The sequence below is a fragment of the Streptomyces sp. NPDC052496 genome, from assembly GCF_040679095.1.
GTDB lineage: Bacteria > Actinomycetota > Actinomycetes > Streptomycetales > Streptomycetaceae > Streptomyces.
Genome location: NZ_JBFAUH010000053.1, coordinates 1 through 21,638 on the forward strand (window position 1 = coordinate 1; position 21,638 = coordinate 21,638).

The 21,638-nt window shown below is 72.3% G+C and carries 21 protein-coding genes and 1 pseudogene; 13 read left to right on the top strand and 9 right to left on the bottom strand.

Translation table 11 applies throughout. The features are described 5' to 3' along the window. Positions 1-170, bottom strand: a pseudogene (locus AB0L45_RS38465) (hydroxypyruvate isomerase); the annotation flags it as partial. Between the two features lie 116 nt (positions 171-286). Between AB0L45_RS38465 and AB0L45_RS38470 the strand changes: the two are divergent. The 8 genes from AB0L45_RS38470 to AB0L45_RS38505 all read left to right on the top strand — a co-directional run bounded on the left by AB0L45_RS38470 (position 287) and on the right by AB0L45_RS38505 (position 7,679). Continuing rightward, positions 287-547: a hypothetical protein gene (locus AB0L45_RS38470; RefSeq protein ID WP_365848472.1), complete on the top strand. Its 261-nt coding sequence runs from the start codon at positions 287-289 to the stop codon at positions 545-547. Next, positions 544-924 carry a helix-turn-helix domain-containing protein gene (locus AB0L45_RS38475; protein WP_365848442.1) on the top strand — a complete coding sequence of 127 codons (381 nt, stop codon included), beginning with the start codon at positions 544-546 and terminating at the stop codon, positions 922-924. Before AB0L45_RS38470 ends, AB0L45_RS38475 begins: the two co-directional genes overlap by 4 nt. Positions 925-1,095: 171 nt before the next feature. Further along, entirely contained in the window at positions 1,096-1,638 is a 543-nt protein-coding gene (gene uraD, locus AB0L45_RS38480; protein ID WP_365848444.1) for a 2-oxo-4-hydroxy-4-carboxy-5-ureidoimidazoline decarboxylase, read from the top strand. Next, positions 1,635-2,051 carry a hydroxyisourate hydrolase gene (uraH, locus tag AB0L45_RS38485; protein WP_365848445.1) on the top strand — a complete coding sequence of 139 codons (417 nt, stop codon included), beginning with the start codon at positions 1,635-1,637 and terminating at the stop codon, positions 2,049-2,051. Before uraD ends, uraH begins: the two co-directional genes overlap by 4 nt. An 8-nt stretch (positions 2,052-2,059) precedes the next feature. Further along, positions 2,060-3,046: a factor-independent urate hydroxylase gene (gene pucL, locus AB0L45_RS38490; protein ID WP_365848446.1), complete on the top strand. Its 987-nt coding sequence runs from the start codon at positions 2,060-2,062 to the stop codon at positions 3,044-3,046. A gap of 85 nt (positions 3,047-3,131) precedes the next feature. Continuing rightward, on the top strand, positions 3,132-4,535 hold the full coding sequence (locus AB0L45_RS38495; protein ID WP_365848447.1) for a nucleobase:cation symporter-2 family protein: 1,404 nt from the start codon (positions 3,132-3,134) through the stop codon (positions 4,533-4,535). A 45-nt stretch (positions 4,536-4,580) separates the two neighbouring features. After that, positions 4,581-5,975 carry an 8-oxoguanine deaminase gene (locus AB0L45_RS38500; protein ID WP_365848448.1) on the top strand — a complete coding sequence of 465 codons (1,395 nt, stop codon included), beginning with the start codon at positions 4,581-4,583 and terminating at the stop codon, positions 5,973-5,975. Positions 5,976-6,263: 288 nt separating this feature from the next. Beyond that, a complete protein-coding gene (locus AB0L45_RS38505; RefSeq protein WP_365848449.1) occupies positions 6,264-7,679 on the top strand; it encodes a nucleobase:cation symporter-2 family protein in 1,416 nt (471 codons plus the stop codon). 101 nt (positions 7,680-7,780) lie between these two features. Here the strand turns inward: AB0L45_RS38505 and AB0L45_RS38510 are convergent, their stop codons facing one another. The 3 genes from AB0L45_RS38510 to AB0L45_RS38520 all read right to left on the bottom strand — a co-directional run bounded on the left by AB0L45_RS38510 (position 7,781) and on the right by AB0L45_RS38520 (position 10,275). Next, positions 7,781-8,647 carry a chitosanase gene (locus AB0L45_RS38510; protein WP_365848450.1) on the bottom strand — a complete coding sequence of 289 codons (867 nt, stop codon included), beginning with the start codon at positions 8,645-8,647 and terminating at the stop codon, positions 7,781-7,783. A 129-nt stretch (positions 8,648-8,776) separates the two neighbouring features. Continuing rightward, the gene (locus AB0L45_RS38515) at positions 8,777-9,625 is read right to left on the bottom strand and encodes a GNAT family N-acetyltransferase (protein WP_365848452.1); all 849 of its coding nucleotides are present in this window, start codon (positions 9,623-9,625) and stop codon (positions 8,777-8,779) included. 68 nt (positions 9,626-9,693) lie between these two features. Beyond that, on the bottom strand, positions 9,694-10,275 hold the full coding sequence (locus AB0L45_RS38520; protein WP_365848454.1) for a TetR family transcriptional regulator: 582 nt from the start codon (positions 10,273-10,275) through the stop codon (positions 9,694-9,696). Positions 10,276-10,359: 84 nt separating this feature from the next. On the opposite strand from AB0L45_RS38520, the gene AB0L45_RS38525 reads away from it, so the two are divergent. From AB0L45_RS38525 to AB0L45_RS38535, 3 genes are all read left to right on the top strand, one after another. Next, positions 10,360-11,433, top strand: a complete 1,074-nt coding sequence (locus AB0L45_RS38525) for an FAD-dependent monooxygenase (protein WP_365848455.1) — start codon at positions 10,360-10,362, stop codon at positions 11,431-11,433. Between the two features lie 216 nt (positions 11,434-11,649). Continuing rightward, positions 11,650-13,041: a M20/M25/M40 family metallo-hydrolase gene (locus AB0L45_RS38530; RefSeq protein WP_365848456.1), complete on the top strand. Its 1,392-nt coding sequence runs from the start codon at positions 11,650-11,652 to the stop codon at positions 13,039-13,041. A gap of 8 nt (positions 13,042-13,049) precedes the next feature. Next, positions 13,050-14,624: a YfcC family protein gene (locus tag AB0L45_RS38535; RefSeq protein WP_365848457.1), complete on the top strand. Its 1,575-nt coding sequence runs from the start codon at positions 13,050-13,052 to the stop codon at positions 14,622-14,624. A gap of 36 nt (positions 14,625-14,660) precedes the next feature. Here the strand turns inward: AB0L45_RS38535 and AB0L45_RS38540 are convergent, their stop codons facing one another. The 4 genes from AB0L45_RS38540 to AB0L45_RS38555 all read right to left on the bottom strand — a co-directional run bounded on the left by AB0L45_RS38540 (position 14,661) and on the right by AB0L45_RS38555 (position 18,460). After that, complete coding sequence (locus AB0L45_RS38540; RefSeq protein ID WP_365848473.1) at positions 14,661-14,924, bottom strand: SCO5918 family protein; 264 nt, start codon at positions 14,922-14,924, stop codon at positions 14,661-14,663. 95 nt (positions 14,925-15,019) lie between these two features. Further along, positions 15,020-15,811, bottom strand: coding sequence for a VOC family protein (locus tag AB0L45_RS38545; RefSeq protein WP_365848458.1), 792 nt, complete (start codon positions 15,809-15,811; stop codon positions 15,020-15,022). A gap of 134 nt (positions 15,812-15,945) precedes the next feature. Beyond that, a complete protein-coding gene (gene aceB / locus AB0L45_RS38550) occupies positions 15,946-17,574 on the bottom strand; it encodes a malate synthase A (RefSeq protein ID WP_365848459.1) in 1,629 nt (542 codons plus the stop codon). Between the two features lie 223 nt (positions 17,575-17,797). After that, on the bottom strand, positions 17,798-18,460 hold the full coding sequence (locus AB0L45_RS38555; protein ID WP_365848460.1) for an NTP transferase domain-containing protein: 663 nt from the start codon (positions 18,458-18,460) through the stop codon (positions 17,798-17,800). Between the two features lie 230 nt (positions 18,461-18,690). Here AB0L45_RS38555 and AB0L45_RS38560 point away from each other — a divergent pair, with 230 nt between their 5' ends. Next, positions 18,691-19,008, top strand: coding sequence for a DUF5955 family protein (locus AB0L45_RS38560; protein WP_365848461.1), 318 nt, complete (start codon positions 18,691-18,693; stop codon positions 19,006-19,008). 50 nt (positions 19,009-19,058) lie between these two features. Here AB0L45_RS38560 and AB0L45_RS38565 read toward each other — a convergent pair whose 3' ends face one another. Continuing rightward, positions 19,059-19,862, bottom strand: coding sequence for an IclR family transcriptional regulator (locus AB0L45_RS38565; protein ID WP_365848462.1), 804 nt, complete (start codon positions 19,860-19,862; stop codon positions 19,059-19,061). A 438-nt stretch (positions 19,863-20,300) separates the two neighbouring features. Between AB0L45_RS38565 and allB the strand changes: the two genes are divergently transcribed. Continuing rightward, the gene (allB, locus tag AB0L45_RS38570) at positions 20,301-21,635 is read left to right on the top strand and encodes an allantoinase AllB (RefSeq protein ID WP_365848463.1); all 1,335 of its coding nucleotides are present in this window, start codon (positions 20,301-20,303) and stop codon (positions 21,633-21,635) included. Positions 21,636-21,638 lie beyond the last annotated feature (3 nt).

Here is a 21,638-nt window from a genome sequence, read left to right on the forward strand (position 1 = left end):
CGCAGCGCATCCAGCTCCCGCTGCGCGGGCACCGGGGCGTCCACCCACGGCCACCACAGCTCGACCGCGTCAAACCCGGCGGCCGCGGCCGCCGCAGGCCGTTCCAGCAGCGGCAGCTCGGTGAACAGCATCGACAGATTGACGTTGAAACGCGCGTCCGAGAAGCCCATGAGGGATGAGCGCCCTTCCGTATTGCGGAACTTTCTTTCTGCTGTTTGGAACATTGCCCGCGGATCTCGGGACCTGTCAAGGGGGTGGGGGTGGGCGGCGATACTTTGGTGGCATGGTGCGATTGCGAGTGGAATTCACGACGGAACCGTTCGATCTGGACGAAGCGCCCGCCCACGCGGTCGTGGGGCGCGAGATCATCACGGGGGCCGGGCTGGATGCCGTCGACGTCGGTCCGTTCGGCAACACCGCCGAGGGGGAGGGCGAGAAGGTGCTGTCAGCCGTGGACGCGCTGCTGCGCAGGTCCCTGGAGGCCGGCGCCACCCGCGTCTCCCTCCAGGTCAACGTGATCGCGCCGGCCGGGGAGGACGCGACGTGACCGAGCCCGCCGACCACCCGTTCGTCCAGGCGGTGAAGCCACTGGTGGACGCCATGGGTGCGGAGATGATCGCGCCGGAGCAGGCGCAGGGTGACGATGTCGTCCTGGCCTGGGAGGGGCGGGACCGGGTGGCCGTGCGGCTGCCGCACCTGTCGGAGTCGCTGGATCATCTCCTCGCCGAGCTCCAGCGCCGGCACGGCATGCCGCTCAGTGACCTGGACCGCCGGACCAAGCAGTCGGTGGTGCGGATCCTGGAGGCGCGCGGCGCGTTCTCCGTACGGCACGGGGTCGAGACGGTCGCCAGTGCGCTCGGCGTCAGCCGCTTCACCGTTTACAACTACCTGAACAGGGACAACGCCGCGAAGGGTACCGACTGACCCAGAAGCGGTGCCCGTTGGGCACTTGCGTACGAGCCGCCGTCCGGGGGAACCGGACGGCGGCTTTCTTGTCGCCGAGTTTTCAACAAAGTGTTGACGTGATGTTGCCGGAGGTCTTAGCTGTTTCCAGCCAAGCAGAGCCCGTACAGCACCAGGCCACGGAGGCTTCCCGTGTCTTCGAATCCGACGCCGGGTCTCGCCCGGTTCAACGCCGCAGCCGACAGTACGGCCCGTGCCGCACTGCGCGAGGCGTGCGCCAGCGAAGCGTGGGGGAACCGCATCCTCGCCCGGCGCCCGTACGCCACCACCGACGCCCTGTTCGCCGCCAGCGACGCCGCCATGGCCGAGCTGACCGCGGCGGACCTGGCCGAGGCGATGGCCGGCCACCCGCCCATCGGCCGGCCCACGCCGGGCGACGCGACCTCCTCCCGCGAACAGCGGGGGATGTCCGCGGCCGGGGACGACCTCAAGGCGGAAATGCTCGAACTGAATCTCGCATACCAGGAGAAGTTCGGGCACGTCTTCCTGATCTGCGCCACCGGCCGGACCGGTGAGCAGCTGCGGGACGCCGCCCGTAACCGGCTCGACAACACGCCGGAACAAGAACGCGAGATCGTCCGTACCGAACTGGGCAAGATCAATCGCATCCGGCTGGGCCGCCTCGTCGACGACGCGGCGGACCCGGCAGCCGCCGCGGAAGGAGCACGACCATGAGCAGCGAGACGGCCCGGCACGAGACGTCGGTGTCCACGCACATCCTGGACACCAGCGTGGGCCGCCCCGCGCAGGGCATCGCCCTCACGCTCTCGGCACGCTCCGGACCCGACGGGGCCTGGAGCGCCCACGGCGCCTCCAGGACCGACGCGGACGGGCGCTGCAAGGACCTGCCGGCGCTGCCGGCGGGCACCACCCACGTACGCCTGGACTTCGCGACCGAGGCGTACCTCGCCAGCAAGGCCGACCCGGCCGACCAGCAAGCCGAGGAACAGCAGGACGCCCCCCGCGTAAGGGACAGCGGAGCTTTCTTCCCGGAGGTGGCGATCACCTTTGCCGTCACACCGGGTGAGCACTACCACGTACCGCTGCTGCTCAACCCGTTCGGCTACTCCGTATACCGAGGGAGCTAGCGCCGACCATGACAGATCTCTCCCGCCCAGCCCGCCCGGCTTTCTCCCGCCCGGCCCACCCGGCTTCCTCCCGCCCGGCGATTCTCGGCCAGAACCAGTACGGCAAGGCGGAAAACCGCGTCGTCCGCATCACCCGGGACGGCGACACCCACCACATCAAGGACCTCAACGTCTCGGTCGCGCTCTCCGGCGACCTCGAAGAGGTGCACCTCTCCGGCTCCAACGCCCACTGCCTGCCCACCGACACGACGAAGAACACCGTGTACGCCTTCGCCAAGGAGTACGGCATCGAGTCGGCCGAGCAGTTCGGCATCCACCTGGCCCGGCACTTCGTCACCAGCCAGGAGCCGATCCACCGGGCCCGGATCCGCATCGAGGAGTACGCCTGGGAGCGCATCGAGACCTCCGAGGCCAACGCGCAGTTCATCGGTGCGGACGAGGTCAAGCACTCCTTCGTCCGCAAGGGCCAGGAGACCCGGCTGACGCAGATCACCTACGACGGTGAGCGCTGGCAGGTGATCTCCGGCTTGAAGGACCTCGTCGTGATGAACTCCACCAACTCGGAGTTCTGGGGCTACATCAAGGACAAGTACACGACGCTCAAGGAGGCCTACGACCGCATCCTGGCCACCGAGGTCTCCGGCCGCTGGCGGTTCAACTGGACCGACGACGACGAGCGGATGCCCAGCTGGGAACGTTCTTACGCCCAGGTCAGGAAGCACATGCTGGACGCCTTCGCGGAGACCTACAGCCTCTCGCTCCAGCAGACCCTGTACCAGATGGGCTCGCGGATCATCAACAACCGCTCGGAGATCGACGAGGTGCGGTTCTCGCTGCCGAACAAGCACCACTTCCTGGTGGATCTGGAGCCGTTCGGCCTGAAGAACGACCACGAGGTCTATTACGCGGCGGACCGCCCGTACGGCCTGATAGAAGCCACTGTCCTGCGCGACGGTGTCGAAGCCGAGATCCCGATGGATCTGACCAACCTCTGACGGCTCCCGACGCAGCGCCGTGCCTCGCCGTCCCTCCCCGTCCCGCAGCGGGGAGGGGCCCGCGAATCCTGTGAGGGGAACGACCATGGCACAGCCACCGCACGTTGAGAAACACCCCGTCCCACCGGTCCACCCGGTGGACGAGAAGCCGGCCCCCAAGCGGCTCGTCCCCGCCGCCCTGCAGCACATCGCCGCCATGTACGCCGGCGTCGTCACCCCTCCGCTCATCATCGGCCAGGCCACCGGCCTGGACACCGCGGGCCGCACCCGGCTGATCGCCGCCAGCCTGCTGATCGCCGGACTCGCGACCCTCCTGCAGACCCTCGGCGCCGGCCGGTTCGCGGGCAACCGGCTGCCGTTCGTCAACGCCGCCTCCTCGGCCGGCATCACCCCGATGCTCGCGATCGCCGAGACCACCGCCAAGGGCCACCAACTGCCCGCCATATACGGCGCTGTGATGGTCGCCGGCGCTTTCTGCCTCGCCGTCGGTCCGTTCTTCGGCAGACTGCTGCGCTACTTCCCGCCGCTGGTCACCGGCGTCGTCATCACGCTCATCGGCGTCACCCTGATGCCCGTACCGGTCGGCTGGGCGCAGGGCGGCGACAAGGAGGCCGCGGACTTCGGATCCATGAAGTACCTGGCGCTGGCCGCCTTCACGCTCGTCGTCATCCTGCTGATCCAGCGCTTCACCCGCGGCTTCGTCAAGCAGATCGCCCTCCTGCTGGGCCTGGTCGCCGGCACCCTCGCCGCGGTCCCGTTCGGCATGGCGAGCCTCGACGCGCTGCGTGCGGCGCCCGTCGCCGCGCTGCCCACCCCCTTCGCCTTCGGCCCGCCGGAGTTCCAGCCCGCCGCCGTACTGTCCCTGTGCATCGTGATGCTGGTCCTGATGACCGAGTCCGCGGCCGGGATGCTCGCCGTCGGCGAGATCTGCGAACGGCGTACGACCGGGCGGACCATCACCCGCGGCCTGCGCACCGACGGCCTCGCCACCCTCGTGGGGCCGGTCTTCGGCGGCTTCCCCACCAGCGCCTTCGCGCAGAACGTCGGCGTCGTCTCGCTGACCCGGGTACGCAGCCGGTACGTCGTCGCGGTGGCCGGCGCCACCCTGCTCTTCCTCGGCGCCTTCCCCGTCCTCGGCGCGGTGGTCAACCTCGTGCCGATGCCGGTCCTCGGCGGCGCCGGCATCGTGCTGTTCGGCTCGATCGCGGTCAGCGGCATCCGTACGCTCGCCGAGGCCGGCCTCGACGACAGCTCCAACATCATCCTGGTGGCCGTCTCGCTGGGCGCGGGCATCATCCCGCTCGCCGCCCCGACGTTCTACGAGGACTTCCCCGCCTGGGCACAGACCGTGCTCGGCTCCGGCATCAGCGCCGGGGCGCTCGTCGCGGTCCTGCTCAACCTGTTCTTCCACCATCTCGGCACCCGGAGCACCAAGGGGGCAGCGGTACTGTCAGCCGCCTCGCCCGGCTCCGGCACTCAAATCCCGTAGGGCCCTGCCGTGCCCGACCCCTCCAGGAAAGCAAGAGGATCCACCATGGCAGCCCCTGACAGCACGGTGAAGCAGCGCATCGTCATCGAGAACTGCGCCATCGCGACCGTCGACGCCCACGACACCGAGTACGCCTCGGGCCATGTCGTCGTCGCCGGCAACCTCATCGAAGCGGTGGGCGCCGGCAAGGCCCCCGAAGGCCTGGAAGACGTCGTCCGCCGCATCGACGGCACCGGCCACCTCGTCACCCCCGGCCTGGTCAACACCCACCACCACTTCTACCAGTGGATCACCCGCGGCCTGGCCACCGACCACAACCTCTTCAACTGGCTGGTGGCCCTCTACCCGACCTGGGCCCGCATCGACGCGCCGATGCTCGCCGCCGCCACCCAGGGCTCGCTGGCCATGATGGTCAGGGGCGGTGTCACCACCGCCTCCGACCACCACTACGTCTTCCCGCAGGGCTCCGGCGACCTGGTCGGCGCCGAACTGGCCGCCGCCCGCGAGATCGGCGCCCGCATCACCCTGGCCCGCGGCTCGATGGACCGCAGCGTCAAGGACGGAGGACTGCCGCCGGACTTCGCGGTCGAGACCGCCGAGGGCGCGCTGAAGGCCACGGAAGAGGCCATCGACACCCACCACGACGCGTCCTTCGGGTCGATGGTGCACATCGCCGTGGCCCCCTGCTCCCCGTTCTCGATATCCACCGAACTCCTGCGGCAGGGCGCCGAACTGGCCCGCCGCAAGGGCGTACGGATGCACACCCACGGCTCGGAGACGGTCGAGGAGGAGAAGTTCTGCCACGAGCTGTTCGGCATGGGCCCGACCGATTACTTCGAGTCCACCGGCTGGCTCGGTGAGGACGTGTGGATGGCGCACTGCGTCCACATGAACGACTCCGACATCGCCGCCTTCGCCCGGACGAGGACCGGCGTGGCGCACTGCCCGTCCTCCAACGCGCGGCTCGCGGCCGGTATCGCCCGGGTACCCGACATGCTGGCCGCGGGGGTACCGGTCGGTCTCGGCGTGGACGGCACCGCCTCCAACGAGAGCGGCGAACTGCACACCGAACTGCGCAACGCGCTGCTGATCAACCGGCTCGGCGCGCACCGGGAAGCCGCCCTGGACGCCCGCAAGGCGCTGCGCCTGGGCACCTACGGCGGCGCCCAGGTGCTGGGCCGTACGGCCGAGATCGGCTCCCTGGAGGCCGGCAAGCTGGCCGACCTGGTGCTGTGGAAGCTGGACGGCCTGGCCCACTCCACGATCGCCGACCCGGTGACCGCCCTGGTCTTCGGCGCCGCGGCGCCCGTCACGCTGTCCCTGGTCGACGGCGCGCCGGTGGTCGAGGACGGCCGGCTGACCAACGTCGACGAGGAGACCGTCGCCCGTACCGCACGAGCCGAGGCCCAGCGCCTGGCCCGTATCGCCGCCGAGGGCTGATCCCCGCCCGGCGGCGGCCCGAGAACTCGGCCGGGGGGACGGCCCCGGCCGGGAGCTCGTGGATCCGAGCGGGATCCACGAGCGCCGGAACCCGGGGGCACGGAGGCCTCTCTCCGTGCCCCCGGCCCAGTCGTACGGCGCATCGTCACCCCCCGTTCACGTGACCACCCGTCACCCCTCCGCACGCGCCACGAGCGCGGACCGCTGCACCACCGCACCGACGCACGCCCTCCGTGACAGCCTCGCGCCGCCGCCCCCTCGCGGCGCAGAAATCGAAGGAGGCCCGCAGTGGCCGCAACTCCAGGGCGGACGGCGCAGGGCGACCGTAAGCACCCGGTCGACGCGACCCTCCCGCCCGTCAAGATGTTCACCAGCGGCCTGCAGCACGTGGCCGCGATGTACGCGGGCGTGGTGGCCCCGCCCATGATCGTCGGCCCGGCCTGCGGGCTCGGCCCCACCGAGACCGCTTTCCTGATGGGCGCCAGCCTCTTCACCGCCGGAATCGCCACCCTGCTGCAGACCCTCGGATTCTGGAAGATCGGCGCCAAACTGCCGTTCGTCAACGGCGTCTCGTTCGCCGGCGTCACCCCGATGGTCGCCATCGGCAAGGCACAGGACCCCGGCGACGCGCTGCCCGTCATCTTCGGCGCGGTGATCGTCGCCGGTGTCCTCGGCTTCCTCCTCGCGCCCTCCTTCTCCAAGCTGGTGCGCTTCTTCCCGCCGGTCGTCACCGGCACCGTCATCACCCTGATCGGCGTGTCCCTGCTGCCCGTCGCCTTCAACTGGTCCCAGGGCGGCAACGCCCAGGCACCCGATTACGGCTCGCTGACCAACATCGGCATGGCGGCGCTCACCTTCGCCGTCGTGCTCGTCCTGCGCCGGGTGCTGCGCGGCTTCCTCCAGCAGATCTCCATCCTGCTCGGCCTGGTCGCCGGCACGCTGATCGCGATACCCGTCGGCATCACCGACTTCGGGGCGATCACGAAGGCGGACCTCGTCGGCTTCCCGACGCCGTTCCACTTCGGCGCGCCCCAATTCGACGCGGCCGCCGTGGTGAGCATGTGCATCGTGATGCTGGTCTGCATGACCGAGTCCACCGCCGACATGCTCGCCCTGGGCAAGATCGTGGACCGGCCGGCCGACGCGCGCACCATCGGGGGCGGCCTGCGCGCCGACACCCTCGGCACCGCCCTCAGCCCGCTCTTCAACGGCTTCGCCAACAGCGCCTTCGCGCAGAACATCGGCCTGGTCGCGATGACCGGGGTGCGCAGCCGGTTCGTGGTCGCCACCGGTGGCCTGATCCTGATCGTGCTGGGCCTGTGTCCGGTCGCCGCCTCGGTGATATCGCTGGTCCCGCTGCCGGTGCTGGGCGGCGCGGGCATCGTCCTGTTCGGTTCGGTCGCCGCCAGCGGCATCCAGACGCTGGCCACGGCCGCGATGGACAAGGGCGAGAACGCGCTGATCGTCGCGGCCTCGGTCGGCATCGGCCTGATACCGATCGCGGCGCCGCGGTTCTACCACGACTTCCCCAAGGACATGCTGGTCGTCCTGGACTCCGGCATCAGCACCGGCTGCCTCGTCGCCATCGTGCTCAACCTCGCCTTCAACCACCTCGGCAAGCGGCGCGGCGAGCCGCCGCTGGAGGTGATCCCGCAGCAGCGGGAGCGCGGCGCCCCGGACGCGCGGGCGGCGGGGGCGCACTGAGCCGCCGTACACCGCGGCGCCCCGTTCCGCCGTACGGACGCGGACGCACCGACGGCCCGTACCGCGCCGGAATTCCGGTGCGGTACGGGCCGTCGCCCCGCTCAGCCGATGTGGTACGAGTCCCCGTACACCTTCCAGTCCAGCGGCGGGTTCAGGTTCAGGTTGCCCTTCTTGAGGAAGACGCGCTGCGCGGTGTCCACGCGGCTGGTGTCGCTGTGCGCCTCCTCCTGCTTCATCGCCCACACCCGGGCGTCCAGGAAGGCGTCGAGGTAGGTCTTCTCGTCGCCGCCCTGCGCCGGCGTCTTGGCCTTGGCCAGGGCGCGCTTGCGGATGTTGGAGAAGCTGGTCTTGTCGCTGCCGTCACCGTGCATGACGATCGCGTCGTAGTACGCGAACTGGCCCAGCACGCCGATCTTGTCGGCCTTGCCCTGCTTGACGGCCGGGTCGAAGTACACCCGGTCCCGTTCGTCGTTCTGCGCCTTCTGGAAGTCCTTGTCCTGGGCGGCCTTCTTCCAGTCCTTCTCGAAGGCGGAGCCCAGGCCCGCGTGCGAGTCGCTGCCGTTGACCTTGCGCAGCGCGGGCAGGTACTTCGCCAGGACGTTGCCGGGCTTGCGCTTCGTGTACAGCTCGACGAGGTCGAGCATGTCGCCGGTGCCGGAACAGAAGCCGATGATGCCGGCGGTGTAGCCGCGGCCGTCCTTGATGTCCTCGATGTAGGCGTACTGCTTCTTCCAGTCCAGCGAGGAGTTCTCGGCGCTGGAGACCAGCTGCATGGCGATCTCCTTCTTCGCCGGGTCGTCCAGGCCGGCCGCGGCCTTGGCGGTGACGTGGGCCGCGGCGGGTGCCTGGCCGGTGGTGGCGACCGCCGTACCGGCGACGGCGGTGGCCGGTACGGCGAGCAGGACCAGACCGAGGGTCAGGCCGGTGGCGGGCTTGCGGATCGCCTTGCCTATGGATCGGGCACGCATGGTTGTCCTCCAGTGGGGAGCGGGCCGGGTGTGGCCACGGAGCGGTGAGGGATCCCAATCGTTAGGAACCTTTCCTACCAGACTCCGGAGACGCCCGTAACCCACCAGATCGCGCCAATCACCGGTGCGTCAGGAAGCGTTGCCCGCCCCGCCGACGGGCGGCTGCCAGACGTACGGAACGGTCGTGGCCGCGCTGACCAGGCCCAGTCGGTTGAGGATGGGGCGGCTGGTCTCCAGCGCGTCGACCTGGACGTACCGGAATCCGCGCGCCACGGCGAGCGCCGCGCGGTGGGCGACCAGGGCGCGGTAGACGCCCTTGCCGCGCCAGTTGGGCAGCGTGGAGCCGCCCCACAGCGAGGTGAAGTCGGTGCCCTCGTGGAAGCGCATCCACGCCGCCGAGACCACCTCGCCCGCCAGCGACTCCGCCACGGTCACCGTGCACGGGTCGCCGTCGCGCCCCGCCACCCACTGTGCCATGGCCGGCGCCAGCCAGCTCCGGTCGTCGGCCCAGACGGTCGCGGCCAGCTCCCCGACGCGGTCGAAGTCGGCGCGCTCGGTGACGTCGCGCAGCCGTACGCCTTCGGGCAGCGGCGCCGCGCCCGGCGGCCCGGCGATCTCCGCCGCCTCGCCGATGACGACCGTCTCCCGCTCGCCCGGTGCGAAACCGGCCGCCACCAGTCGGTCCGGCAGGTCGGCGGGCAGGTCGTGGCCGTGGTACTTCCATTCGACCGGCAGGGCGCGCGCGGCGAAGTGGTCGCGCTGGGCGGCGATGAAGGCGTCCAGTTCCGCCCCGTCGAGCCCGCCCAGGCCGCGGTAGAGGATCAGACCGCCCTGGCCGGCCGGGAGGGTCCTGCGCAGTACGGGGCCGACGCGCTCGGTGTCCGGTGTGTCCGGTGCGTACCCGCGGTCGCGCATCTGCTCGTCGTACGCCGCGCGGTAGGCGGCGGCGCGCGCTTGCTCGGTGTCGTGTGTGGTCACCGGCGTCACTCCACCACAGGCCGCGGTGTGCGGCCATCGAATTCGGCCGTGGCGCGGCGCGTCGGCCGTCAGGGTGCCGCGGCGGGCTCCGCGGGGGTGTCCAGGAGCCTGGTGAGCAGTTCCCTGATGCCCGGGCCCGGGTCGAAATCCGGCGCGGGGAAGGAGAGTTGGTGGAAGGCGACGCCGTCCAGGTAGTCGAAGAGGATCTCGCAGTGCCGCCGCGGGGCCGGTGACCCGAAGCGCCGCATCCACTCCGTGCCCCACCCGACGACGGTCTCGCGTCCCCGGGTGAGCGCGGGGCGCAGCTCGGGCCGGGCCGAGGCTTCCAGGAAGAGGGCGTAACGGGCGGCGGTCCTGGCGCGCTCCGGTCCGGTCGCGTACAGCAGGAAACGCGTCACGGCGGCGGCGAGTTCCGGTACGTCGGACGGCGCGGTCCGGCGGGCGAACTCCTCCCAGTCGCGGCGCTCCCGTGCCTCCAGATGGGCGACGATGCCGTCGATCAGGGCGCCGCGGTTGCGGAAGTAGTTGGAGGTGGTGCCCGACGGTACTCCTGCCGCGGCGTCCACCGCCTGGTAGGTCAGCCGGCGCGGCCCCTCGGCCCCCAGCACCTCGATCGCCGCGTCCAGGACCTGGTCCCGCCGTCGTGCCACCCCGCGCACCTCTCGTCGCTTCATCCGCCGCGGCTACTATGTTTGTAGTGCCGATTCACTATAAACATAGTACCGTGGTGGGGCATGGAGCTGACACCACGCACGGCAGTCGTCGTCGGCGGCGGCATCGGCGGCCTCGCCACCGCCCTCCACCTGCGCGCGGGCGGCTGGTCGGTCGATGTCTTCGAGCGTGCCCGCCGCCTCCCCGCGGCCGGCACCGCCCTCGGGCTCTGGCCCGGCGCGCTGGCCGCACTGGACACCCTCGGCCTCGGCGAGCAGGTACGGGACTTGAGCCGGCCGCAGACCGCCGGTGCCTTCCTGCGTCCCGACGGCGGACGGATCGCCACCCTCGACGTCGCCGCCCTCCAGCGGCGCACCGGCGACGTCGTCCGCCTGATCTCCCGCCCCGAACTGCTGGGTCTCCTGTACGAGGCGGCCGGCGGCCAGGTCACCTTCGCCAGCCCGGTCGACGACATCCGCTCCCTGGAAGGCGCGTACGACGTGGTCGTCGCGGCGGACGGCCTCAACAGCGCGGCCCGTACCACCCTGTTCGGCCCGCGGTACCGTGCCCGCTACGCCGGCGCGTCGTCCTGGCGCGGTACGGTCGACGGAGACACCGGCGCCGTCACCGAGACCTGGGGCGAAGGGCTGCGGTTCGGCATCACGCCCACCACGGGCGGGCGCACCAACTGGTTCGCCTGCGCGGTGGAACCTGAAGGGCGGCGCGAGCCGGGCCGCGAGGCCGACGTCCTGCGCTCCCGCTTCGGCCACTGGCACGCCGGTGTGCGCCGCGTACTGGAGCGGCTGGACGAGTCCGGCGTGCTGCGCCTGGACCTGTACTACCTCGACCCGCCGCTGCCGTCGTACGTCCGGGGCCGCACCGCGCTGATCGGTGACGCGGCTCATGCCATGACGCCCGATTTGGGACGCGGTGCGTGTGAAGCGCTCGTCGACGCCGTGGAGTTGGCGGCGGCTCTGCGGGTGTCGCCGCAGGTGACGACGGCTCTCCGTACGTATGATCATGCGCGGCGTTCCGCGACTCAGCGGCTCGTGCGCACGGCGCGCCTGATGAACCGGATGGCGCACGCGCGGCGGCTGACGGGCCTGCGGAACGCGGCGATGCGGGCAGCGCTGACCCTGGGCGGACCGCCGGCCTGAGCGGCGGCCGACGCCCAGGCCGTGGGCGTTTTGCCCGATATGCTGCATTGAACCTGAAAGTTCGTCAAGTGAGCGCCCGGCGCCACGGAGAGGGGTTCCGCGGTGGACCCGAACGCCCAGCACCCGCACGCCCGGCAGCCGGACACCGAGCCCCCGCGCAGAGCCGCCCCCGCGTCCGGATCCGAACCTCCGGGCGCGAGCCCCGTACCTCCGGGCGTGAGCCCCGTACCCCCGGCCGCCGACGACCTGGAAGCCGCCGTCGACCGGCTGCTGCCCAGCCTGTGCGACGACCTCAAGCGGCTCGCGGCGATCCCCTCGGTCGCCTTCCCCGGCCACCCGCCGGAGCCGGTCCTGGCGGCGCGCGACGAACTCCTCGCCCTGCTGCGCGCCGCCGGCGTCACCGACCTCGGCCGGCTCGACCTCCCCGGCACCGCCCCCGTCATCACGGGCACCGTCCCGCCGCCCACCCCGGACGCCCCCACCGTCCTCCTGTACGGCCACTACGACGTCCAGCCCGCGGGCGACCTCCGGCTGTGGACGTCACCGCCCTTCGAGCCCACCGACTTCACCGACCCGCTGGGCGGCCCCGCCATCCGGGCCCGCGGCATCGCCGACTGCAAGGCGAACCTCCTGGTCCACCTCGGCGCGCTGCGCGCCCACGGCGGCCGGCCCCCGGTCGGCATCAAGATCGTCTTCGAGGGCCAGGAGGAGTACGGCAGCCCCTTCGACGATTACCCGCCCACCGACCCCGGACGCTTCGCCTGCGACGCGATGATCATCGCCGACGCGGGCAACCTCCGCGCCGGTACGCCCACGCTCGTCACCGGCCTGCGCGGCGCCGCGGAACTGACCGTGGAGGTGCGCACCCTCGACGAGGCCGTGCACAGCGGCGAGTACGGCGGCGCCGCACCGGACGCGCTGCTCGTCCTCCTCAACGCCCTGGCCACCCTGCACGACGTGCACGGCGACGTCGCCGTCGAAGGACTGCGCCGCGACCCGTGGACCGGCCCCGCCCCGACCGAACCGGAGTTCCGCGCCCTGGCCGGTGTCCGGGACGGACTGCCGCTGCTCGGCTCCGGCAGCCTGGGCGAGCGCCTGTGGAGCGGCCCGGCCGTCACCGTCATGGGCCTGGACGCCCCCTCGGTGGACCACGCCGCCTCGGCCGTCGTGCCGTACGCCCGCGCCAAGCTCAACCTGCGCTGCCACCCCCGCCAGGACCCGCGGGAGGCGCTGGACGCCCTCGTACGGCACCTGGAGCGGCTGCGGCCGTTCGGTGTGCCGCTGACCGTGACGCCCGGCGACGCGGGCGCCGGCTTCGAGGCCCGTACCGGCGGACCCGCCTACCGCGCCGCCGAGGCCGCGATGCGCCGGGCCTGGGGCGCCGACCCCGTGCACACCGCGGGCGGCGGCTCCATCCCGCTCGTCGACGGCCTCGCGCGCGCCGTCCCGGAAGCCGAGGTGCTGATCTTCGGCGCCGAGGACAAGCAGTGCAACCTGCACGCGCCCGACGAACGGGTCCTGATCTCGGAGCTGCGCGCCGCGACCCTGGCGGAGGCCGTCTTCCTGCGCGAGTACGCCGCCGCGTTCCGCACCGGGGCCGCCGCGTGAGCGTCCCGATGCCCGACGAGAACCCCCGGCCCCCCGAGCAGCCCCGGGCCACCGGCACGGCCCATGCCGACGGACCGGACGAGCCGCGGCGCCCCCGGCGCGGGTTCACCTTCCCCAGCGCCCTGACCGTCCTGGTCGTCGTGACCCTCGCGGTCTGGCTCCTGGCCTTCTTCATCCCCTCCGGGACCTACGACCGCGACGGCGAGGGCACCCCGCTCCAGGGCACCTACCACCGCACGCCCTCGGGCCAGTCCTTCACCGACCGCCTCAACGACCTCTTCCTGTCGCCGGTCAACGGCCTGTACGGAGTGCAGGACGCCAAGACCGGGCAGGTCGGCCCGACGCTGGCGGGCGAACTGTACGGCAGCGCGGGCGTGTTCCTGTTCGTCCTGGCCATCGGCGCGTTCATCACGGTCGTCTTCTCCACCGGCGCGCTGGACCGCGGCATCGGCCGGCTGGCGCACCGCCTCCGCCACCGCGGCGCCCTGCTCATCGTCGGCGTGATGGCCGTCTTCTCGCTGCTCGGCACGGTGGAGGGCTTCGCCGAGGAGACGCTCGGCTTCTACGGCCTGGTCGTCCCGCTGATGCTGGCGCTCGGCTACGACCGGATGGTGGCCACCGCCACGATCATCCTCGGCGCCGGCATCGGCGTCCTGTGCTCCACCGTCAACCCCTTCGCCACCGGCGTCGCCTCCTCCGCCGCCGGCATCTCGCTGGGCGACGGCATCGCGCTGCGGGTGGCGATGTGGCTGGTGCTGACCGCCGTCACGATCGGGTACGTGGTGCGTTACGCGCGGCGCGTACAGGCCGATCCGGACCGTTCCCTGGCCGGTTTCCGGCCCGGTGACCGGGACCGCGCCCGGGTCGCCGACGACGCGGCGGAGCCCCCGCCGCTGACCGGGCTGCACAAGACCGTGCTGGTCACCGTGGCGCTGGTGTTCGCCTTCATGATCTTCTCGGTGATTCCGTGGTCCGGGGCGCTCACCGGGGACGCCGACGCCGCGCCGTACGCCTTCGAACTGGGCTGGTCCTTCCCGCAGCTGGCCGCCCTGTTCGTGACCGCCTCGCTCCTGGTGGGGGTCGTCGCACGGATGGGTGAACAGCAGCTCAGTTCGACCTTCGTGCAGGGCGTCGCCGAGTTCGTCTCACCGGCCCTGGTGATCGTGCTGGCCCGCGGCGTCACGACGATCATGAACAATGCGAAGATCACGGACACCGTGCTGCACGCCGTCGAGGGCGCCGTCTCCGGCACCCCGTCGGCCCTGTTCGGCATCATGGTCTACGTCGTCAACCTGCCGCTGGCCTTCCTCATCCCGTCCACGTCCGGCCACGCCACCCTCGCCATGCCGATCCTGGCGCCGCTGGCCGACTTCGCGCACGTCTCCCGCGCGGTGGTCGTCACGGCCTGGCAGGCGGCCAGCGGCTGGATGAACCTGTGGGTGCCGACCACCGCCGTCATCATGGGCGGCGTCTCCCTGGCCAAGGTCGGCTACGACCGGTACCTGCGCTTCGTCTGGCCCCTGCTCGTCATCCTCGCCGTCCTCATCTGCGCCTTCGTCGGGCTGGGCGCTGCGATGACGTGAGCGGGCCCGCCGGCCGCGGGCCCACGGGCCGTACCGTCACAGCAGCGGGGACGGTTCGGCCGAGGCGGGCCTGGGCCGGCAGGTGAAGCCGAGCCGGCGCAGCGCCCGCACCATCTCCCCGGCGCTGAAGTCCCGCGGGTCCTGGCCGGTGACGATCCGGCCGACCTGCTTGACGGGATAGGCGACGGACCCGACGAGCACGGAGTCGCCGCTGACGGGCTCCGGCACGACGCCGCTCATCTTCTGCTCCACCTCGTTCGCCTGCAGGTAGAAGAAGACGCCGGCGATGGTGACACGCATCATGCCTCAACAAGGGGTGAGCAGGAATGGAGCCTGGGCCCTCACCCTCTCACGCCGCGCCCGCCCAGCGGCCCCGATCAGCGCACGAATCCGGGTCACCGCGCGAGCACGTCCCCGTCCCGCACCCCCTGGATCCGCAGCCCGGCGATCTCCGTACGCGGCGGCCGGTCACCCGTCAGCAGCAGTGCGGTGATGCGGTCGGCCGGTCCGGCGGTGAAGCACACCCGCCCGCCTTCGAGCGGCACGGCGGTGCCGGCCGCGTCCACCGGGATGCCGGTGAGCGCACTGAGCCAGGTGGCGGCGCCGGGCGGGTCGGGCGTCTCGACGAGGAAACCGTCGAGGTCGAAGGCGCCGCGGTCGATGCGGCCGGACGCCTCGTGCTCGCGGCGGAGCGCGGGGTCGGCGCGGACGGTGATGAAGAACGGGGCCCAGACCGGGACGTGCGGGCCCGTCAGGATCGCCTCCTGGAAGGTGACCCGGCCCTCCTGGAAGGAAAAGTCGTGCACGTCGACCTCGTGGCCCGCGCGGCGCAGCCGCCCGGCCGTGGCGCCGGTGTCCGTGACGTGCACCGCGAAGTTCAGCGGGCCGCCGCCGGCCGCGAGCAGCGCGTCGATACGGGGCTGCCACCCGGCCGTGGCCCGGCCGAACGCGGACGACGCGTACACCGCGGGATCGACGACGTTCAGGATCTCGACGTACCGGTCGTCCAGCCGCCAGGCGCCGTTCTGGAAGCCCTCGTGCACGGGGTTGGTGTGCGCGGGCAGCCCGGCCGCCGTGTAGTCCCGTACGGCGGCGGCCACATCCGGCACGCAGTGCAGCAGGTGGTCGAAGCGGGGTGCTTCGGTCCGGCGGAGATCCTGGGTACGGATCGGCTGAGTGACGGTCATGGATGCGCCTCCCCAATGTAGTTAGGGCAGCCTAACTCGAAGAGGGCGGAGGCGGCGGGACGGGGGCGGGGGACGGCGGAGGGGCGCGTGTGCCGCGGCACGGTTCCCTCCGCCGTCGTGGCCACAGGGCGAGGTCAGTCCAGCAGCTCGTACGCCGGCAGGGTCAGGAACGCCGCGTAGTCGGTGTCCAGGGCGACCTGCAGCAGGAGGTCGTGGGCCTGCTGCCAGCGGCCGGCGGTGAAGGCCTCGTCGCCGAGTTCGGTCCGGATGGCGGCCAGTTCGGTGTCGGCGATCTTGCGGACCAGGTCCGCGGTGGCCTTCTCGCCGTTCTCGAACACGACGCCCGCGTCCACCCACTGCCAGATCTGCGAGCGGGAGATCTCGGCGGTGGCCGCGTCCTCCATCAGGCCGAAGATGGCGACCGCGCCGAGGCCGCGCAGCCACGCCTCGATGTAGCGGGTGCCGACGCGGACCGCGTCCACCAGGCCCTGGTAGGTGGGCTTGGCGTCCAGGGAGTCCACGGCGATCAGGTCGGCGGCGGAGACCGCGACGTCCTCGCGCAGCCGGTCCTTCTGGTGCGGCTTGTCGCCGAGCACCGCGTCGAAGGAGGCGCGGGCGACCGGGACCAGGTCGGGGTGGGCGACCCAGGAGCCGTCGAAGCCGTCACCGGCCTCGCGGTCCTTGTCGGCGCGGACCTTGGCCAGCGCCGTCTCGTTGGCCTCGGGGTCGCGGCGGTTGGGGATGAACGCCGCCATGCCGCCGATCGCGTGCGCGCCGCGCTTGTGGCAGGTGCGGACGAGGAGTTCGGTGTACGCGCGCATGAACGGCGCCGTCATGGTGACCGCGTTGCGGTCCGGCAGCACGAACTTCTCGCCGCCGTCGCGGAAGTTCTTCACGATGGAGAAGAGGTAGTCCCAGCGGCCGGCGTTCAGGCCCGAGGCGTGGTCGCGCAGCTCGTAGAGGATCTCCTCCATCTCGTACGCGGCGGTGATGGTCTCGATGAGGACGGTGGCGCGGACGGTGCCCTGCGCGATGCCCACGTAGTCCTGCGCGAAGACGAAGATCTCGTTCCAGAGGCGGGCCTCCAGGTGCGACTCGGTCTTCGGCAGGTAGAAGTACGGTCCCTTGCCGAGGTCCAGCAGGCGCTGCGCGTTGTGGAAGAAGTACAGGCCGAAGTCGACCAGGGCGCCGGGCACCGGCACGCCGTCGAGCCGGAGGTGGCGTTCGTCCAGGTGCCAGCCGCGCGGCCGGACGACGACGGTGGCCAGCTCCTCGGCGGGCTTCAGGGCGTAGGACTTGCCGCTGTCCGGGTCGGTGAAGTCGATCCGACGCTCGTACGCGTCGATCAGGTTCACCTGGCCGCCGATGACGTTCTCCCAGGTGGGGGCGGAGGCGTCCTCGAAGTCGGCGAGCCAGACCCTGGCGCCGGAGTTGAGCGCGTTGATGGTCATCTTGCGGTCGGTGGGGCCGGTGATCTCCACCCGGCGGTCGTTCAGCGCGGCGGGCGCCGGGGCGACGCGCCAGCTGTCGTCGTCGCGGACGTGCGCGGTCTCCGGCAGGAAGTCCAGGGTGCTGGTGCGGGCGATCTCGGCGCGGCGCGCGTCGCGGCGGGCGAGCAGTTCGTCGCGGCGCGGGGTGAACCGGCGGTGGAGTTCGGCGACGAAGGCCAGCGCGGCCTCCGTGAGGATCTCGTCCTGGCGGGCGGGGGCCTTGCCGGGGTCGACGTCGACGATGGCCAGCGGGGACGGCGCTGGTGCGGACATGAGCTGTCACTCCATTCAGCGGCGGTGCCCGGGCGGCCGCCGGGCGGTACGCGGCACGGGGTGCCGCGGGCCGCGGCCGGCGGTGGCGGGCGCCGTTCGGGTGCAGGGCGCTTCTGACCAGTGGAGAGTAGTTTCCTTATCGCGGAACTTCAATGGTTTGTTGACGTCGAGATTCTCTCCGTCGACAGAAGGAGGGTGCTGGTGACCCGGAGTGCCACCGTGCTCACCGTTCCCCGTCCGCCCGGGGCGCACCCGGCAGCGCCAGGCGGTACAGGTCCCGCGGCGTGTCGATGTCGTACGGCTCGGCCACGTCCGCGCACTCGACGAGGGTCAGGTCGGCTCGGTGCTCCGCCAGGTACGCGCGTGCCCCGCGGTCCCCGGTCGCACCGGCCGCCACCGCCGCCCACCGCGCGGCCCCGAACAACACCGGGTGCCCGCGCTTGCCGTCGTACGCCGCCGCGACGAGGTCGGCGCCGCCCTCGTACGCGGCGATCACCCGCGCCACCGCCGCGGCGCCGATCCCCGGCTGGTCCACCAGCGAGACCAGCACGGCGCCCGCCCCGGAACCCGCCAGCGCGGCCAGTCCGACGCGCAGCGAGGACCCCATGCCCAGCGCCCAGCGCGGGTTCTCGGCCGTCTCGTACGTCGAGAGGTCGGCCCGCTCCCGTACGGTCCCGGCCGCCGCGCCCAGGACGATGTGCACCGGGTCGCAGCCGCCCTCCCGCAGGACCCGGGCCGCGTTCTCGACCAGCGGCCGCCCGTGGAGATCCAGCAGCGCCTTGGGCCGGCCGCCCAGCCGCCGCCCGCCGCCCGCGGCGAGCAGCAGCCCGGCGACCGGGCGGCGGGCGGAAGGAGTGTCCGGGGCCGGGGATGCGATGTCTGCCATGGGCCCTGCTTACCTCATGGCCGGGCGCTGTGCGGTGCTGGAGGGGCGCTGCGGGGCCGGTGGTGACGGTGGGGAGCGGGGGCCGGAGACGGTACCGCATGGAGGCGTTCGCTGCGCACCGGAATTCGGTGATCCTGATTTCGCTCTCCGTGTGGCGCGGACCGCGCAGGGTGGCGTTAACTGGCCCGCGTCGTGGAGCGGGGCCAACGGCCGTGGAGGGTACCGTCGTTGTGGAGCAGAGGCAGAAGCACAGGCGAGTCGCAGGAGCCGAGGACGACCCACGGGCCGTCGCCCTGTGCGGGGCGGTGTCCCGGCTGCGCCGTGAACTGGCCGCCCACCCGGCGGAGTTGCCCGACCGTGCAGCCGCCGACGACGAACTGGCCGCGCTGCACGCCCTGGTGAGCGCAGGCGACCCCGAGGTCTCCCGGCTGCGCCGGTCCCTGCTGCTGATCGCGGGAGCGGTCGGCTCGGTCAGCGCGCTGGCGCCCGCCCTCGCGGACCTGCGCGACCTGATCGGCATGTACGGGGAGGCGCCGCGCCGGTTCTGAGCTCCGGCCGGGGCGCGGCGCCGCGCGGTGCCCCGGCCGGAGCCGGAGTGTTACGCCGGGTTCTGGTTGGCCAGGGCCACCGAGAGTTCGGCCGCGATCTCCTGGAGCACCGGGACGATCTTCTCGGTCGAGGCCTCGGTCACCCGGCCGGTCGGGCCGGAGATGGAGATGGCCGCCGCGGTGGGGGAGTCGGGCACCGGCACGGCGATGCACCGGACGCCGATCTCCTGCTCGTTGTCGTCCATCGCGTACCCGAGCCTGCGGACCTCTTCGAGGGCGTCCAGGAAGCGGTCCGGGTCGGTGATGGTCTTCTCGGTCGCGGCCGGCATCCCGGTACGGCCGAGCAGCGCCCGCACCTCCTCCGGCGGGTGGCCCGCCAGCAGCGCCTTGCCCACGCCCGTGGAGTGCGGCAGCACCCGGCGGCCGACCTCGGTGAACATCCGCACCGCGTGCCGGGACGGCACCTGTGCCACGTACACGATCTCGTCGCCGTCCAGCAGCGCCATGTTGGCCGTCTCGCCGGTCTCCTCGACCGCGCGCGCCAGGTACGGCCGGGCCCAGGTGCCCAGCAGGCGCGAGGCGCTCTCGCCGAGGCGGATCAGCCGGGGGCCGAGCGCGTACCGGCGGTTCGGCTGCTGGCGGACGTAGCCGCAGGCGACGAGGGTGCGCATGAGCCGGTGGATGGTGGGCAGCGGCAGTCCGCTGCTCGTCGACAGCTCGCTCAGGCCGACCTCGCCGCCGGCGTCGGCCATCCGCTCCAGGAGGTCGAAGGCGCGCTCAAGGGACTGGACGCCACCGCCGGCGGCTGCGGGCCTGGCTGCGGCGGCGGAAGTGCTGGCGCTGGACGGCGGCACGACGCGTTCCTTTCGGGGCAGGTGGTGGCGGGCTCGGCGCAGGGCTGGGGTGTTCGGGTGCCGGGACCGACCCGGAGCAGCCTACCGGTCCCTTCCGGCGGGCACACGGCCTGTCGCACACTCGTTCCCGCCGGTCAGGGCCCGTGCTCCGGCCGTGTCCGGGTGCTACCCGCGATCACCGGGCCCGGCCACTGGCCGGAGCTACGTTCTGCTGGGCGAAACTGCGTATCCATTCTGTGGAATCCTCCAATCGCTCCCCTGGGGTGCGTGATCCCGCCACGAACCCGCCCCCGCCCCTGTCCCGGGCGGCGCGATCCAGGCCACCGCCCCGCGCCCGGCAGGGTCTTGACGGGTCGCGGTACCGGGGTGAGACTCCTTCAACAGAAAGTTGAATTCCGTGGGGCGGAAGCCCGCGGGAACCGCACGAGAGGGGACCGGGTGTCCGAGATCGATCTGGTGCTGCGCTCCACGCGCGTCGTCACCCCGCGGGGGACGCGCGCGGCGACCGTCACCGTCCGGGACGGGAAGATCGCGGAGCTGCTCCCGCACGGCGCCCCCGCACCGGCCGGGGCGCGGGTCGAGGACTTCGGCGACGACGTGCTGCTGCCCGGCCTCGTCGACACCCACGTACACGTCAACGACCCCGGCCGCACCGAGTGGGAAGGCTTCTGGACCGCCACCCGCGCGGCCGCGGCCGGCGGCGTCACCACCCTCGTCGACATGCCCCTGAACAGCCTGCCGCCGACCACCACCCAGGAGAACCTGCACGTCAAGCGGGGCGTCGCCCGCCCCAAGGCGCACATCGACGTCGGCTTCTGGGGCGGCGCCGTACCGGGCAACGTCAAGGACCTGCGGCCGCTGCACGACGCCGGCGTCTTCGGCTTCAAGTGCTTCCTGTCCCCGTCCGGCGTGGACGAGTTCCCGCAGCTCGACCAGGAGCAGCTGGCCGCCGCGCTCGGCGAGATCGCCGGCTTCGACGGCCTGCTCATCGTGCACGCCGAGGACCCGGACCACCTGGCCGCCGCCCCGCAGCCGCACGGCCCCCGGTACGCCGACTTCCTCGCCTCCCGCCCCCGGGCGTCCGAGAACGACGCGATCGCCGGACTGATCGCGCTCGCCCGGCGGCTCCGCGCACGGGTGCACATCCTCCACCTGTCCTCCTCGGACGCGCTGCCGCTGATCGCCGACGCCCGCGCCGACGGCGTACGGATCACCGTCGAGACCTGCCCGCACTTCCTCACCCTGACCGCCGAGGAGATTCCGGACGGCGCCACCGAGTTCAAGTGCTGCCCGCCCATCCGCGAGGCGGCCAACCAGGACGCCCTCTGGCAGGGCCTCGCCGACGGCACCATCGACTGCGTCGTCTCCGACCACTCGCCGTCCACCGCCGCCCTGAAGACCCCCGACTTCGGCGACGCCTGGGGCGGCATCTCCTCCCTCCAGCTCGGCCTGCCCGCCATCTGGACCGCCGCCCGCGAGCGCGGCCACACCCTGCAGGACGTCGCCCGCTGGATGGCCACCGCGCCCGCCGCGCTCGTCGGGCTGGACCGGAAGGGCGCCATCGAGCCGGGCCGCGACGCGGACTTCGCGGTGCTCGACCCGGACGCGACGTTCACCGTCGACCCGGCCGGACTCCAGCACCGCAACAAGATCACCGCGTACGCCGGGCGCACCCTGCACGGCGTCGTACGGTCCACCTGGCTGCGCGGCCGGCGGATCAACGACGGCGGGACGCTGTCCGAACCGTCCGGGGAGCTGCTGGACCGCCCGTAGGCC

What these genes read in the sequence shown, in the direction of transcription:
- AB0L45_RS38540 (WP_365848473.1), bottom strand. Translation starts at nt 14,924, where the DNA reads ATGCGTGTCACCATCGCCGGCGTCTTCTTCTACCTGCAGGCGAACGAG.
- aceB (WP_365848459.1), bottom strand. Translation starts at nt 17,574, where the DNA reads ATGTCCGCACCAGCGCCGTCCCCGCTGGCCATCGTCGACGTCGACCCC.
- uraH (WP_365848445.1), top strand. Translation starts at nt 1,635, where the DNA reads ATGAGCAGCGAGACGGCCCGGCACGAGACGTCGGTGTCCACGCACATC.
- AB0L45_RS38500 (WP_365848448.1), top strand. Translation starts at nt 4,581, where the DNA reads ATGGCAGCCCCTGACAGCACGGTGAAGCAGCGCATCGTCATCGAGAAC.
- AB0L45_RS38495 (WP_365848447.1), top strand. Translation starts at nt 3,132, where the DNA reads ATGGCACAGCCACCGCACGTTGAGAAACACCCCGTCCCACCGGTCCAC.
- AB0L45_RS38525 (WP_365848455.1), top strand. Translation starts at nt 10,360, where the DNA reads ATGGAGCTGACACCACGCACGGCAGTCGTCGTCGGCGGCGGCATCGGC.
- AB0L45_RS38545 (WP_365848458.1), bottom strand. Translation starts at nt 15,811, where the DNA reads ATGACCGTCACTCAGCCGATCCGTACCCAGGATCTCCGCCGGACCGAA.
- AB0L45_RS38510 (WP_365848450.1), bottom strand. Translation starts at nt 8,647, where the DNA reads ATGCGTGCCCGATCCATAGGCAAGGCGATCCGCAAGCCCGCCACCGGC.
- pucL (WP_365848446.1), top strand. Translation starts at nt 2,060, where the DNA reads ATGACAGATCTCTCCCGCCCAGCCCGCCCGGCTTTCTCCCGCCCGGCC.
- AB0L45_RS38555 (WP_365848460.1), bottom strand. Translation starts at nt 18,460, where the DNA reads ATGGCAGACATCGCATCCCCGGCCCCGGACACTCCTTCCGCCCGCCGC.
- AB0L45_RS38535 (WP_365848457.1), top strand. Translation starts at nt 13,050, where the DNA reads ATGCCCGACGAGAACCCCCGGCCCCCCGAGCAGCCCCGGGCCACCGGC.